Below are 15,325 nucleotides of genomic sequence, written 5' to 3' on the forward strand. Positions count from 1 at the left end.
AAAACTAACAGTTAAACCAATTGCGGTTGTTTGGTGTTAATTTTGCTGCATCAACAACCGCATTTTTAAGCTTAATAAGAGGATGACAAAGGAAGAAATTGCCGGACTAAATGCGCAATTTGCGGATAGCAATCCGGTTGAAGTAATCAGATACTTCGTAAAGAAATATAATGATAAAATAGCATTGGCTTCAAGCTTGGGTGCCGAAGATCAGGTATTAACCCAAATGATAACTTCGGTTACAGACCAGGCCCATATTTTCACCTTGGACACAGGTAGATTATTTTCTGAAACTTATGAGCTCATTGATCGTACTTCTAAGAAATACAAAACAAACCTAAAGGTATATTCACCGAAAGCAGAAGCCGTTCAGAAAATGGTTGAAGCAAAGGGGATTAACCTGTTTTACGACAGTATCGAAAACAGAAAGGAATGCTGTTACAACCGTAAACTGGAACCATTAAAACGAGCTTTTGAAGGATTAGAGGCATGGGTTTGCGGGCTGCGGGCCGATCAATCGGTAACACGTACCCATGTTCAGGTAGTGGAATGGGACGAGAACAACAATATTTTAAAGATCAACCCTTTGGCTAAATGGAGCGAGAAAGATGTTTGGGATTACATCAAAGAAAATGGTATCCCTTATAACCCGCTTCACGACAAAGGTTATCCAAGTATTGGCTGCCAGCCTTGTACAAGAGCTATTATGCCGGGCGAAGACATTAGAGCCGGCCGATGGTACTGGGAAAATCCGGATACAAAGGAATGTGGATTACACAAAAAGTAAGAAAAATTGTTATATCGGGGTATTCTTTCATACAGAAAACACGATATAGCAGATTAATATTTAAAACATGAAACCGGCATGGCCGGAGCAAATAATTAGGTTATATACCCTTCCAAATCAAGTTCGGAACAGGTCGTACCGTCAGAGCGGGAGGAGCATGACTGAAAATTGCACTGGTTATTAGAGTTTTGTTAAATTTTAAACAGATGAGTATTTTTAATAAACAAAGCCGACTTAGGTGGATAAGCGGAACACTGATTGTTTTGGTTGTTTCGGTGGGATTGGTAGGCTTTAACAACGACGATAACCGTAACTTCTCCATCGTTAAGAACCTCGATATCTTTTATACTCTTTTTCGTGAGTTGAACAGTTATTATGTGGACGAAACCAACCCGGAAAAACTGATTAAAAAAGGCATTGATGAAATGCTTGAATCGCTTGATCCGTACACAACTTATATCCCCGAGGATGATATGGAGGATTTTAAGTTTATGACAACAGGCGAATATGGAGGTATGGGTTCCCTGATTTCCAGACAAGGCGATTACATTGTTATTGCAGAACCATACGAGGGTTTTCCCGCTCAATTAGCGGGTCTAAAAGCGGGCGATAAATTAGTGGAGGTCAACGATGTGAATGTGGTTGGAAAATCCAGTTCCGAGGTAAGCGATATGCTGAAAGGTCCGGCCAACACACCGCTTAAACTGAAGATTGATCGTCCCGGCCAAAACAAACCAGTGACCATAGAATTGATCCGCAAAAAGATTTCCATCAATCCAGTTCCATATTACGGAATGGTTTCCGACAAAACAGGATTAATTATCCTGAATAACTTTACACAAAGCTGTTCAAAACAGGTAGCTAAAGCACTTATGGATTTAAAAGAGAACCACGGTGCCGAAAGCTTTGTGCTTGATTTAAGAGGAAACCCGGGCGGTTTGTTGGACGATGCTGTTAAGATTGTAAACTTATTTGTGAAAAAAGGAAGCGAAGTGGTTTCTACACGCGGTAAAGTAAGTCAGTGGGATAAAGTATATCGTGCTACTTCGGAACCTATTGACACAATTAGCCCGATGGTTGTCCTAATCAGCCGAGGTTCCGCTTCGGCATCAGAGATTGTTGCAGGTAGCATTCAGGATATGGATAGAGGGGTTTTAATTGGACAGCGCTCATTTGGTAAAGGACTGGTTCAAACCACACGCCCGTTGTCGTACAATGCCAAGCTTAAAGTTACCACAGCCAAATATTACATACCCAGCGGTCGGTGCATTCAGGCAGTTGATTACAGCCATCGAAACGAGGACGGTAGTGTTGGGTTAATTCCCGATTCATTGATTACGGAATTTAAGACCTTTGGTGGCCGTTCTGTTTATGATGGGGGCGGTGTTTCGCCTGACATTAAGGTTGAACCCCAAAAATATGGCAACATTGCCTATGCACTTGTAGCACAGAACATGTTTTTTAACTACGCTACCGAATTTGTTTTAAAACATGATGAGATTGCTAAACCTGAAAACTTTAAAATTTCGAATGAAATATTTGAAGAATTCAAGCAATTCGTAGCTGCGAAAAAAGATTTTAAATATAAATCGGCAACACAAGAAGCTTTAAAGGAGCTAAAGGAAACGGCCCAAAAGGAAGATTACTACGAAAAGTCAAAAACCGAATTCGAACAACTCGAGAAACTGTTGACATTAGATGTTCAAAAAGACTTAAATATCTTTAAATCTGAGGTTAGTGAGTTATTGGGTAACGAGATTGTAAAAAGATATTATTACCAAAAAGGGGCCATAAAATTCTCCTTGCAAAACGATGAAGAGTTGGAAAAAGCGCTTGAATTGTTGGGTGATGAAACTAAATATAGCGGTATTTTAAACGGTACTGTATTAAGCCACGCCGGCGACAAAAGAAGTATGAAGTAAATAAATAATTGAAATAAAATATTCAAAGGGCTTCACACGCAGTGGAGCCTTTTTTTTAACCCAAAATTGTCATCAAACCTCACCAAAAGGCCAATTCGATGATCAAAACCTAAACATTACCGAAACACAGCAATGTAAGATTTTTTAAATCGGGATTCCCTCGATACAGCTGATGCCTGCGATTATTAAGGAATTTTTCGAATGCCTAATGACAGATCTCTGTATAACCCCGAATATGCATCAGAAATCCTGTTGTGTAAATCAACTACTTCAAAACAAGGCGTTTCACTAACTTGCTTCAACTCACCGCAGCGGTACTATGCCTCGTTTCAGTAACCCCGATTTTTATGGTATTTTAAATACTCATTACTTACCTCTAATACATCATCCGGGTTTAACCTCTATTTCCCTGCCAAATCCTTGATAACCTTGCTGGCTGCAAAACAACCAAAAATCGCGGGCATATACGAGATGGTCCCAACCGTTGTCTTTTTATTCCTTTCACCTTCCGTTTTAATGATGTATTCCTTGGGCACCATTTCAGGAGAATAAACAACGGGCACACCCTTCCTGATGCCATCTTTGTAGATACGCTTGCGCACCATACGTGCCAAATTACAATACTTAGAATTTGAAATATCAGTGATCTCTACTTGTGAAGGATCGAATTTACCTCCTGCTCCCATGGATGAAACAATAGGAATTTGTTGTTGAACCGAAGCACGAATCAATGCTACCTTCGGTGAAAGGGTATCAATGGCATCCACCACATAATCAAAGTCGTTCTCTAATAGCTCCTCAAAAGAATGTTCATCTATGAATCGCGCAATAGCAGTAAGTTTTAAACTGGGGTTAATATCTAATAGTCTGGCTTCCAATACTTGGGCTTTTGACATGCCCAGAGTACTGCAAAGTGCCGGCAACTGTCGGTTCCTATTACTCTCGTTAATTGTATCACCGTCAATAATGGTCATTTTTCCAATCCCTGCCCTGGCAATCATTTCAGCGGCAAAAGCACCAACGCCACCAAGCCCGACTACCAACACATTTTTTTCCGATAACTCTTTAATTTTATCCTGACCTATAAGCAGTTCTGTTCTCTCTAACCAGTTCATCTTAACCAAATACACTATTAAAATTTGCTTCTATTTTATTCTCAAGTAATCCCATATCAAGGTTTAAAAGTTTCGCGGCTTGCCTATAAACGTCAACAATAGAAATATCGCAGTCATCGGTTTCAAGTAATACGAAATCCATATTTAGACGGCTTAAAATTTTTTGAAACTTATCAGGTCGTTTGATTAAATCTTGCCCAAAAGAAATAAAAATATTTTGCTTAACGAACTGTTGCCCCATTTCAATTGATCCATTAAAACCATGAATTATCCACGGTTGTTTCACATGGCATTTCTTTCTGATTTCGGATATCAAATGATGTGTTTTTACCGAGTGAATGACAACAGGCAGCTTATATTGTTCCGAAAGCCTTATTTGCGGCTCAAAAACGTTTTTCTGAAATTCAATATTTTCTATGTTTTTATCTAAACCACATTCTCCAATGGCTACAATCTTTTTTTGTTGGCAAAGTGTTACTAATACATTGAGCCAACTTTTAATTTTATCTTCCTGAATAAACCAAGGGTGAATGCCACATGAATATTTATGCTTTTCAGAATCAGATTTGAAATCGTAAGGATATTGATTGATAATGGCAATATCTGCCTTAGGTGAACGTTGATGTGTATGGCAATCAATAAGCATGGAATAATATTTCTCGCTAAAAACGTAAAGTTATGAAACGCAAATTACGACTTATATTTATGTTTTCTAATTTATATTTAGGTTACTCTCAACTTAACTGGTAGGTACACATAGGGAATTTCCACACTTTGGGGTATCAAAGTGTAGAATTATTTCCACACTTTTTAATTCGAATCAGCTTCTCCATCCTTAAAAAGACAACGTCTGCCAAATTTTAAAGCTGTATATCAACGCATTATAAAATAACGGCTCTTATACACACTTTTATGGCACAGTTTTCACATGTACAGTTATCGAATAACAATTAAAAAAGAAACAGATCAATGGATCAATCATTCATAAATAAACTAACAGCACTTATAATTACCTCTTTGGTTGTAGTGATCGGGCTGGTTCTGCTTAAAACAGCAGATCTTCCAGAAGTAACCTATCCATATTCTGAAGGTCAAGGTGTTACGGTTTATGACAATTTGAATTAGTAAGTTTCTCATATTACAATAGGTATCGGTATCAAGCAACACAACACACACAACACAACACAACACACACAACAAATTAAACGATACCACCCAACTCTAGACTATTGTTACCATATATAGTTAAATGTAGTTCTAGGCTAGCGGATCAAAACGTTGATCCGCTTTTTTTTGCCCTATTTTTTCTGTTAAATGATATAATTATTTTGTTTTTTAACAGTCAGCCTCCAAACCCAAATAGTTAAGTACCATGAATAACTCAACCACTTTCAGACAATAAATCACAAAAATCTTTTAAACTACCAGAAGATTTGCTCACTGCTCCCAGCATTTGATTAAAAAGTAATTTATTTCCTGTTATTCGTTATAATCAAAAAGATGTTTTATAAATTTAACAACTTTTGTAATTTTCGGTAATGGCAAAGATTTTAATTGTTGATGACGACACTTCCTTTGGATTGATGATCGAAGGCTTTCTGAAAAGAAAAAGCTTCGAAACCGTTTTTGTGAGTAGTTTCAGCTCCGCACTGGATGCTATAAAGACTTCATCATTCGACTTGGTTTTAACCGACTATAGGTTAGACAGCGGTACAGGATTGGATTTAATTCCCGAAGTCAGGAAGAAAGATCTTAAAACTCCCGTGGTACTCATTACCGCCTATTCCGATATTAGAGTAGCTGTAAACGCTATAAAACTGGGGGCATTCGAGTATATTGCCAAACCTGTTAATCCCGATGAGCTATTACACGTCATTAAAAGAGGTATCGCTAAAACTACTTCCGAAGCCAATAAGCCCGTACTGGCTCCTGTTTCAAATTACATTAAGGGCGTTAGCCGATTTGCGGAACAAATAGACCAGCAAATTGAATTAATAGCTGGCACCGAACTTTCCGTATTGGTGTTGGGCGAAAGTGGTGTTGGTAAGGAGTTTGTGGCCCAGCGTATTCACGAACTTAGCCACAGAAGCATAAAGCCCTTTGTGGCAGTGGATTGCGGCGCCTTACATACCGACATTGCCTCCAGCGAACTCTTCGGACATAAAAAAGGTTCGTTTACGGGTGCTTTGGACGATAAGGAAGGACATTTTGAGAACGTTAAGGATGGCACTATTTTCCTCGACGAAATCGGAAACCTGAGTTACGATGTGCAGGTAAAATTACTACGAGCCATCCAAGAACGTAAAGGTCGCCGATTGGGCAGCAACGAGGAATATCCCATCAATTGCAGGATAATAGCAGCCACCAACGAAGATTTGCGGACGACTTCGTTTAGTGGGAAATTTAGAGAGGATTTATACCATAGACTTAACGAATTCTCCATTAACCTATTGCCCTTAAGAGATAGAAAAGAAGATATACCCGTGTATAGCGATCGGTTTTTGCAGATGGCCTCCAATGAATTCAACAAGGAAAATATTTATTTTGGTTCTGAGGTGGTAAAAATTTTCCTGAGCTATGAGTGGCCCGGAAATTTAAGGGAACTGCGTAATGTGATCCGACGAGCGGTTCTGCTGGCAAAAAGTAACGAAATAACTTTGGCGGAATTACCTCCGGAAATTCAGTCACCTCTCGAACAACCCGATATACCGCTTCAATTAAAAGCTGCCAAGGAAAAATCAGAGAAAGAAATTATTGTAGAAACCTTGGAACAGACTCGGTATAATAAAGCCAAGGCAGCCCGTATTCTAGGGATTGACAGAAAAACCTTGTACAATAAAATACACAAATACGGTATTGATGCCTGAAATGGTGTTTTCGTAAGGTACAACAAGAATTTGCGGTTCTAGGCTACCAGTGATTGTATTTGGTTTTTAACTTCGTCCCAAAAAGTTTCCAATTCCTTCACTTTGGTTACTATTTCTTCTTTGGTAAGTTTTTGTTCCCGGGCTTTTTCAAGCAACGTAAGTTTCGCAATCCCTTTTTTAATTTTAAACTGACGGAACCCGGTCAGAAGTTTATGTGCCCTTTCCGATACAACATGGTAAAACTCCGGATCCTCCGAAAGCGCCTTTTTAATATCCCAAATTCCTCTATCTGAGTTCTCAACAAATGTTTTTATCACCGAGTTTAAAAATTCTTGATCATTGCCAGTAAACGACTTCACCCCATCTAAACTAAACAACTGGTCATTTTCTTCATCTTTTGGCGCCATAACTTTAGTATCTGCAACTTTACTCCTTTTCAAATTAAAAATCTCCGCCAATTTCTCCATAATCTGCTTTTGCGTAAACGGTTTGGCCATTACCCAAATATTGTCTTTTTTATTGGCTTCTTTCAGCTCTGAATTAACCATATCCGCTGTCAGGAACAAAACCGGTGTGGTCAGTTTCTTTTCGTTTCGAATAATGTTTAACAATTGTAATCCATCCACCTTGGGCATATGCAGGTCCACCAGAAAAAGGTCGTATTTCACATGCTCGATGGCCTGCATAGCTGGTTCGGACGAAGAAATTACATCCAAACGTTCAACCCTGTCGTGCAGAATACCGTCAATCAATTGGCAAATCATCTCATCATCGTCCACCGCCATTATCTTTTTGTCTTTAAACAGGTAAGTTACTCCCTCCATTGGATCGGCCTGCACAACTTCACATTTAATGTAAGGAATATCAAATGTAAAGGTACTTCCTTCGTTCGGTTTACTATCAAGGTGTATGCTCCCTCCCATGGCTTCAATAATTTGCCGGCTAATGGAAAGTCCCAAACCTGTTCCCGAGTATTTTCGCGACAAACTGATATTTACCTGGTTAAACATTTTAAATACCGATTTCTGTTTATCCTTCGGTATACCTATACCCGTATCTTCTACCGTAAAAACAAGTTTGTCTTTACGAATATTTACATCATAATATACCGAACCCTTAGATGTAAATTTTAATGCATTGCCAATTAGATTAATCAACACTTGCTTGAGTCGGAGATTATCTGACTCAAAACCTGTCAGGTCGGGGTCAATATTATACGAAAAGGTCAAGCCTGATTTTTGCGCTTCGAATTCAAAAAGCTGGAAAAGTTCATCCATCAGGGCTTTAGCATCAATCCTATCTTTATAAAAAGCAATATTTCCCGATTCCAGCATCGACGAATCTAAAACGTTATTTATAAGGCCGTTTAAGTGTTCGGCCGATAACAGTATCCGCTCCGAAACAAGTAGATTTTCTTTTTTACTAAGCATTCCGGATAATTGTTCCGAAAAACCGATGATGGATGTTAACGGGGTTCTGATCTCGTGACTCATGTGTGCTACAAACTGCTCCTTGACCCTTAGAAGCCGGTCAACTCGTTCTTTGGCTCTGATAATATCATTTTTAAGTTTCTGGCTTCGGGTGATATCCCTGCTAATCCAGAAAATAAAAAACAACATCATTATTACAGCGGTGCCCACCAGCAGCAAAATACGATCGATCATCTCGCTCCGTAAAACTTCAAGCTCCGATCGCTTGTTTTCGTTTCGCTTTATGGTAGTATCATGCAAATTAGTTACGATGTTTTTAATCTGGTCGGTCAAACGCCTGTCGAGTTGAATAAGTTCATCTTCATGTTTCTGAACAATAATATTCAATCTCTCTTCCCTTTTTTCGGCACGTTCTATTCTCGATTTTAATTCCCCGATATTTTCGTTGGGCCTGGTTTCCTGTATGACGGTGGAATCCACCTTTCTACTAACAACGGCCTCCAACTCCACGAGTGGTTCCTGTTTCTTTTTACTTCCTCCAAACAATTCGCCCATTCGTTTAAAAAAACCTTTTTTCTCATCTTCGGGTTGTTGCTGGATTACCAGCACGGTATCTTCTACAATCACATCTTGCTGCGCAGAATCAACCTGCAAACTGGTATAGGTAAACTGAGTTACTTCATAATTTAAAGAATCTGGAATAGAGGCTATTATTTTCTCTGCAGATTCGGCATACAACTTTTTAAGATTCATTTTAGTCAGTTGATCCATCAACTCTTTCTTCTGAAAATACAATCGTTCAATCTCCTTAATCCCACCTTGCGAAACCGTATCCGGGAAAAGCAGGTTTAGGTAATTAAGAACGGCTAGCACCGAATCGTGGTGTTGCAAATATTGTTCGTGGTATTCCTTTTTCCCTGTGATACCATAAACCCGGCTGAGTCCTTCTGTTTCGATGATCTCAAATATAAGCTGGTTCAAATATGTAAACTCATATTCGTGACTGTATTCCTCGTTCTGCACTTTTATAATGGAGATTACAGAAAAGTAGGTGATGGAAAAAATAACAATTGCAATAGCCACTATGATGATAAAACCTATAGCGACCTTTGTCTGAATCCATTTTTCCGGTAATATTTTATTGGACATGGTTTTACGTTGATTTTAGCGATACAATTTACCTATTTTTTGTGTGTATACCAGATTTGTTATTATAAAAATAGTATCTGTCCATCAGAGTGACGAAATTTTTGACATTCTAAACTTTCGTCAGGATTATTTCAAATCCAGATTGAAGGCTTTAATAATATTTAAGCTTACAATGGGGCAAGCGGCATAAAAAATATTATTGATATCGAAATTAAACCAATAGGTGATAAAAAACTAATAGTTCGAATGATAGAGTATAAATTAAGGGGAATTCTCTTTTATATTTGATTCTTTGCCTGTAAATTTATACATAAAAACTGAATGGGATGAGAAGGGTTAGAATGATAGTTTGCGGAAGGGTTCAAGGAGTAGGATATCGATATTTTGTTTTGGCCCAAGCGCAGGAACATGGCATTAAAGGCTATGTAAGAAACCTGCCTGGTGGCGAGGTTGAAGTGGATGCGGAAGGTGAACGTAATAATTTGGCCAATTTTATTTTGGGCTGTAAAAAAGGCTCCAGGATGTCAGATGTTCAGGGTTGCTTCATACACGACATTCCTTATTTTGGCTTTCAACATTTTAATATAAAAAGATAATAGGCTAGTGGATAAAACAAGAAGTAAAGCACGGTTTTTCTTTGTTATACGTAGATCAAGAACCCTTATTTTTTGATAAAATTTAAACTAACCCACAAAAACAATACATTTCAATGGCAAAAGTAAAAAACACTACATGGTATCTGCTGCCGCAGTACTCCGCCTGTTTATGACTTAATTTTTTCTTTCAACGAAAATAAAAAAGCCGGAAAACGGTGGGAAGTTTTCCGGCTCTCAGTAGTTGTGCAAGTGGAATAAAAAAATTATTCTTGGGCCTTAAATATACGACCATAAATTATTAAAGCAATAGCCGAAACCATGGCTATTGCACCAAAATAGTACCAGATATAATGCGCGTTGGCACTCACCGCATGCCATTCAGCTGTTCTACCACCAAACTTTATTGGGTCGGGACAATATTTATCCAGTAATACCCCTGACATCAAAAAGCCAACAATACTGGATAAAAACGAATGCAAGTGACTAAAGCCTAAATAAAGGCCTTCTTCACCTTTAGGAGCCTGAAACGAGAAATACTCCAGGAAACGAGGCGAAATAAACGACTCAGCCAAGCCTTGAAAAGCAATACCGACAATCATCATAAAGGCCACCGGATGCATTCCAACGATCGCTGATCCTCCATCAAAAAGATTTCCCGCCGCCATACAAAAAGCCGAAACAGGCATAATAAACATACCTACAGTCATCGAAAACAAGGCTGTTCGTCGCCTCATTAAAGAGGTAATTATTGCTACAGTGGAAAATACAACCAGTGGGTTAACGTTTGCATACCAGCTTGGCGAAGCACTCTCGCCTGCCATACGCAATACGTACTTTGGCATAGTAGCATATAACTGATGTTGCACTAACCAAAACCCGGTTACAATGAAAATCAAAACGATTAATCGAACATTGAATAGTACCTTTACAAAAGCTTTCCATATTTCACCGAAAGTCTTTCCATCCCGCTTTTGGACGGATGGCTTAAAAAAGAAAAACACTGCGATTAAAGCTAACAAAGTCATCCCGGCCGAGAAGTAACTAATGTTAATAAGACCCACATTACCCATGGCATCGCGCAAAGGCTTAACGATGGTTTTCCCCGAGAACGCCCCAATGTTCACAATGGTATAAAAAATCGAAAAACCTGTAGCCCTGTTCTCCTCGCTTGTTTCAAGAGAGACCGTGCCAGTGATAACCGATTTAATAAAACTTCCCCCAAGAATAATTAAAGCCATCACCGGTAGGATAGCGTACCTGAAATTACTTTTGTCAAGCCCTTTAAATACAGTTTCTGTGCCGTATTCTGCCAAACCTGCATTTTGAATAAACGTAGGTAATAAACCAAGGCCTAAGTAACCTAGCGTAAGCAAACTGAAAGCGACAATAAGGGATTTTTTAAATCCTATTTTATCGGCGTATGCTCCTGCAAATGTGGGTAAAAGATAAAGCAAGGCCGAGAATGTTCCTGCAATAGCCGCAGCCTCAATATCATCAAATGCTAAAATCCTTGATAAATAAAGGGTAATTACGATAAAAACCCCGTAGTACGCGGCGCGCTCCAACAACTCGGCAAAATTTGCTGTCCAAAACGCAGGTGTAAATTTCCTTTTACTGTTGCCCATGTAGTTATGTTTTTCTTTTGAAAGCGCATAGATATACATTGCAGCCAACATACAAAAAGACAAAAATCATAAAACAATCATCTTCAATTTCATTTATCCCTTATTTTTTACGAAAAACTACTGCTTCCAGCATCGATTATGTGTCACAACCAATTTTGATGATCCATAATTGGCACTACGAATCCTGCTTGGCACAACCTCCCAAAGTCATTCCGTCCAGTTGTTCCAAATTCTTACCGGACGGCTCTCGCCCATGACCAGCCTTACGCTTGAACTAGAAGCTTCGGCGCAGGCGCATAGCAATTAAAGGCTTAACACGCATCAACATTTATATCCTGGAAAATATATGAATTAGGTGGGCTCATCTCTTAAAAAAAAGCCGTAAATTGAATTATCGATCTAATCAGATAAAAAATATTACTATGCCACAATTTTATTTAAAATATCGTTCACACCACAAACAGGATTTCGGTATTCCGGAAATGTTGAAACATCTCGGCCTTAAAACCGACAATATGGGTTTATGCACAGGCTCCAAGTGGGTTAAAACAGATGGGCAGCTTCTAACATCACATTCGCCCATCGATGGTCATCCTATTGCAAAAGTTCATCAGGCCACCTCTTCGGATTACATCAACCTTGTTGACAATGCATCACATGCCTTTAATAGCTGGCGAACAATACCAGCTCCCAAACGTGGCGAAATTGTCAGGCAGATGGGGAATGCGTTACGCCACCAAAAGGAAAATTTAGGCAAGCTAATATCCTTGGAAATGGGCAAGATATACCAGGAAGGACTCGGTGAAGTCCAGGAAATGATCGACATCTGCGATTTTGCCGTAGGGTTGTCGCGACAGTTGTATGGTTTCACCATGCAAAGCGAACGCCCCGGCCACCGCTTGCTCGACCAATATCATCCACTGGGCATTGTCGGTATCATTTCAGCCTTTAATTTTCCCATGGCAGTTTGGGCCTGGAACGCCATGATCGCATTGGTATGCGGCGATGTTTGCATCTGGAAACCAAGTTCAAAAGTACCCCTTTGTGCCATAGCTGTTCACAAGGTTCTGGAAAAAGTGCTGAAGGAAAACCATGTTCCCGAGAGCGTATTAAACCTAATTATTGCACCATCATCCGAAATTGGCGACTTGATGGCCGAGGACAAAAGAGTTTCGCTGATATCGGTTACAGGGTCGACCCGGGTAGGTAAAAAAGTAAGCGAAAAGGTAGGCGCCCGCCTGGGCAGAACTATTGCGGAATTGGGTGGAAACAATGCCATTATCGTAACACAAACAGCCGATTTGCAATTGGCCATCCCGGCTATTGTATTTGGTTCCGTAGGCACTACCGGGCAACGTTGCACCTCCACTCGCCGCCTAATTATCCACCAAAGTATTTACACTGTGGTAATTGACATGCTGAAAAAAGCATACCGACAAGTTGAAAACAAAGTAGGGAACCCCCTGGATGAGAAAATGTTGGTAGGACCCCTTATTGATATTGGAGCGGTTGAGATTTACAAAAACACGATCAAAGCAGCCCAAGAGCAAGGATGCACAGTTTTATTTGGGAACAAGTTGATAACATCCGGCATACCCGATAAAGGCCATTATGTATTGCCCACCATTATACAGGCGGAAAACCATCTGCCCATTGTTCAGCACGAATCTTTTGTGCCTGTTTTGTATGTGATGAAATACGAAAGGTTCAATGAAGCCATTGCCATGCATAATGATGTCCCGCAGGGATTGTCTTCTTCCATTTTTAGCAGAGACGTACAGGAATGCGAAGCGTTTATCTCGGGTGTAGGAAGTGATTGTGGCATAGCCAATGTAAACATTGGAACATCAGGTGCCGAGATTGGCGGTGCCTTTGGCGGCGAAAAGGAAACCGGCGGTGGACGCGAGTCCGGTTCGGATGCATGGAAAGCCTACATGCGCCGACAAACAAACACCATCAACTGGAGCAAAAATTTACCTCTGGCACAAGGCATTAAGTTTGAGTTGTAAGAATCCAGTATCATTTACGAAATGCAACTGCATACATTTCCTAATATCACACCGGTTATCCAACTTTGATAGCCCTGAGATTATACATGGGTGCTGGAAAACCTAATTAATGTCTCATAAATAGATATTACCATGTAAATCTATTTTAATGTAACCCGGATTTTGCATTAGAGCTACATAATAGAACATTGTTTTCATGTGGAATTCCTGGAAATGCAATGCAGTTATTCAGCAACACCTAGTTTGTTCTTTTTAAAGGTATTGTTGAACTCCATAGTGACTTCGTAAAGGGAAAGAAAGCAAACTGAACGATCATTCTCATTATAAACTCCTTAGTTTATGGTTTACGAACACCTATGGGTTACAACCCAAGGTATTTCAAGTAAAAAAATATTGGCACATAAAGTCCGGCAGGTAATTGAACTAGATTAGAAATTCACTTATGGCTTCGTTACAAACAAGTGCTGAAGATGGTGTTCTGAAGATGGCGTAAATTTGTAAAATGATAAAACCCTGAACCCTTTTCTGTCAAAAACCCTTTCTTTGTAAAAAACGATACAAAACATGGAAAACAAAAATTACGTGTTTATAGCAAAAAGTTTGGATGGTTATATTGCCGATATAAATGGCGGAATTGATTGGTTGGAAAATACAGTTCCCAATCCGGCGGGTAAAGATTTAGGATATGTTGATTTTATTCATAAAATTGATGCTATAATCATGGGAAGAACAACTTTTGAAAAGGTGTTGAGTTTTAATATTCCATGGCCATACCATTTACCTGTTTTTGTTGCATCCCATACTTTAAAAAAAATTCCCGTGGGATATACGGAACATGTAGAATTGGTGAAAGGTGCACCAAACGAAATTGTTACGCAATTAAACAAACAAGGATACCATAAACTTTATATCGATGGGGGCAACACAGTTCAGGGTTTTCTAAAAGAGGATTTAATTGACGAAATGATTCTGACAACCCTTCCCATATTAATTGGAGGCGGCACACCGTTATTTTCGGAATTGCCAAACCCCATGTTGTTTAATCACGTTAAATCAGAAGTGTTTTTAAATGCGATAACCCAGGATACCTATACAAGAAAAAGATGAATCACTTGATTATAAATAACCTTTACGAATTCTGGTCCTACATAGGAATCCAGTCAAATTTGTTCATGGTCCGGGATGAATTGAAGGCTGTGGCTGTTTCAGGTTCCGATTGGCCCAAAAGAATATTTGACGTGTCCCCTAAAGCTGATTTTTCAGATATTCTTAAAAAAATACACCAGGGAAAATTGCCAAACCTCGTAACCATGCCCCAACCAAATAATCTAAACGAAAACCCTCAAACAGAACTAATATCCGGACAAAAGAATATGGCATTAAACTTAAAGTCATATGATCGGCATACTACTCCAGACCCAAACATTGTTCAGGTGAAGACCAAACAGGACGCTGATAAATTTGCCCAGACCGCATCGTTAGCTTTTGGTTATAATGTAGATGGTGAAATTGTGCATGCCATCTGCAATGACAACAAAAAAATACAACTTTACAATTACGTGTCGGACAGCCATTACCTTGGGTGCGGTGGTATCTTTTTTGATTCAGGAAAACTTGCAGGATTGCACATGATTGGTACCATACCGAATAGTAGAAAAATGGGAATCGCTAAAAGTATGACACAATACTTAATACAAATCGCTAAAATTAATGATTGCGATTTTTGTGTGCTTCATGCCTCAAAGGCAGGAGAAGCTGTTTATTTAAAGCTAGGTTTTAAAGGATATGGCGATTTAGAAACCTACAAGGTTAGATAACCGATAAT

12 protein-coding genes are annotated in these 15,325 nt (G+C 39.2%); 8 read left to right on the forward strand and 4 right to left on the reverse strand.

The features are described 5' to 3' along the window. Positions 1 to 61: 61 nt before the first annotated feature. Together ACT29I_RS10155 and ACT29I_RS10160 are read left to right on the forward strand one after the other, a co-directional pair. Positions 62 to 787, forward strand: coding sequence for a phosphoadenylyl-sulfate reductase (locus ACT29I_RS10155; RefSeq protein ID WP_444793413.1), 726 nt, complete (start codon positions 62 to 64; stop codon positions 785 to 787). 206 nt (positions 788 to 993) lie between these two features. Then, complete coding sequence (locus ACT29I_RS10160; protein WP_430932504.1) at positions 994 to 2,709, forward strand: S41 family peptidase; 1,716 nt, start codon at positions 994 to 996, stop codon at positions 2,707 to 2,709. A 401-nt stretch (positions 2,710 to 3,110) separates the two neighbouring features. Here the strand turns inward: ACT29I_RS10160 and ACT29I_RS10165 are convergent, their stop codons facing one another. Together ACT29I_RS10165 and ACT29I_RS10170 are read right to left on the reverse strand one after the other, a co-directional pair. Further along, entirely contained in the window at positions 3,111 to 3,824 is a 714-nt protein-coding gene (locus ACT29I_RS10165; RefSeq protein ID WP_430932503.1) for a tRNA threonylcarbamoyladenosine dehydratase, read from the reverse strand. Position 3,825: 1 nt separating this feature from the next. Continuing rightward, entirely contained in the window at positions 3,826 to 4,470 is a 645-nt protein-coding gene (locus ACT29I_RS10170; protein WP_444793356.1) for a TatD family hydrolase, read from the reverse strand. A gap of 323 nt (positions 4,471 to 4,793) precedes the next feature. Here ACT29I_RS10170 and ACT29I_RS10175 point away from each other — a divergent pair, with 323 nt between their 5' ends. Then, a complete protein-coding gene (locus ACT29I_RS10175) occupies positions 4,794 to 4,949 on the forward strand; it encodes a hypothetical protein (RefSeq protein ID WP_430932497.1) in 156 nt (51 codons plus the stop codon). Between the two features lie 413 nt (positions 4,950 to 5,362). Then, a complete protein-coding gene (locus ACT29I_RS10180) occupies positions 5,363 to 6,691 on the forward strand; it encodes a sigma-54-dependent transcriptional regulator (RefSeq protein WP_430932496.1) in 1,329 nt (442 codons plus the stop codon). A gap of 38 nt (positions 6,692 to 6,729) precedes the next feature. Here ACT29I_RS10180 and ACT29I_RS10185 read toward each other — a convergent pair whose 3' ends face one another. After that, positions 6,730 to 9,270, reverse strand: coding sequence for an ATP-binding response regulator (locus ACT29I_RS10185; protein ID WP_430932495.1), 2,541 nt, complete (start codon positions 9,268 to 9,270; stop codon positions 6,730 to 6,732). A 326-nt stretch (positions 9,271 to 9,596) separates the two neighbouring features. Between ACT29I_RS10185 and ACT29I_RS10190 the strand changes: the two genes are divergently transcribed. Then, positions 9,597 to 9,866, forward strand: coding sequence for an acylphosphatase (locus ACT29I_RS10190; RefSeq protein ID WP_430932494.1), 270 nt, complete (start codon positions 9,597 to 9,599; stop codon positions 9,864 to 9,866). Positions 9,867 to 10,129: 263 nt separating this feature from the next. On the opposite strand, the gene ACT29I_RS10195 is transcribed toward ACT29I_RS10190, so the two are convergent. Further along, complete coding sequence (locus ACT29I_RS10195) at positions 10,130 to 11,491, reverse strand: MFS transporter (protein ID WP_444793357.1); 1,362 nt, start codon at positions 11,489 to 11,491, stop codon at positions 10,130 to 10,132. Positions 11,492 to 11,913: 422 nt separating this feature from the next. On the opposite strand from ACT29I_RS10195, the gene amaB reads away from it, so the two are divergent. The 3 genes from amaB to ACT29I_RS10210 all read left to right on the forward strand — a co-directional run bounded on the left by amaB (position 11,914) and on the right by ACT29I_RS10210 (position 15,317). Further along, positions 11,914 to 13,500, forward strand: coding sequence for an L-piperidine-6-carboxylate dehydrogenase (gene amaB / locus ACT29I_RS10200; protein ID WP_444793358.1), 1,587 nt, complete (start codon positions 11,914 to 11,916; stop codon positions 13,498 to 13,500). Positions 13,501 to 14,064: 564 nt separating this feature from the next. Then, a complete protein-coding gene (locus ACT29I_RS10205) occupies positions 14,065 to 14,607 on the forward strand; it encodes a dihydrofolate reductase family protein (protein ID WP_444793359.1) in 543 nt (180 codons plus the stop codon). Next, positions 14,604 to 15,317 (forward strand): GNAT family N-acetyltransferase, encoded by a 714-nt coding sequence (locus ACT29I_RS10210; protein WP_444793360.1) that lies wholly within the window; start codon positions 14,604 to 14,606, stop codon positions 15,315 to 15,317. Before ACT29I_RS10205 ends, ACT29I_RS10210 begins: the two co-directional genes overlap by 4 nt. Positions 15,318 to 15,325 lie beyond the last annotated feature (8 nt).

Source organism: Saccharicrinis sp. GN24d3, from assembly GCF_052400645.1.
In the GTDB taxonomy this organism is placed as follows: Bacteria; Bacteroidota; Bacteroidia; order Bacteroidales; family Marinilabiliaceae; genus Saccharicrinis.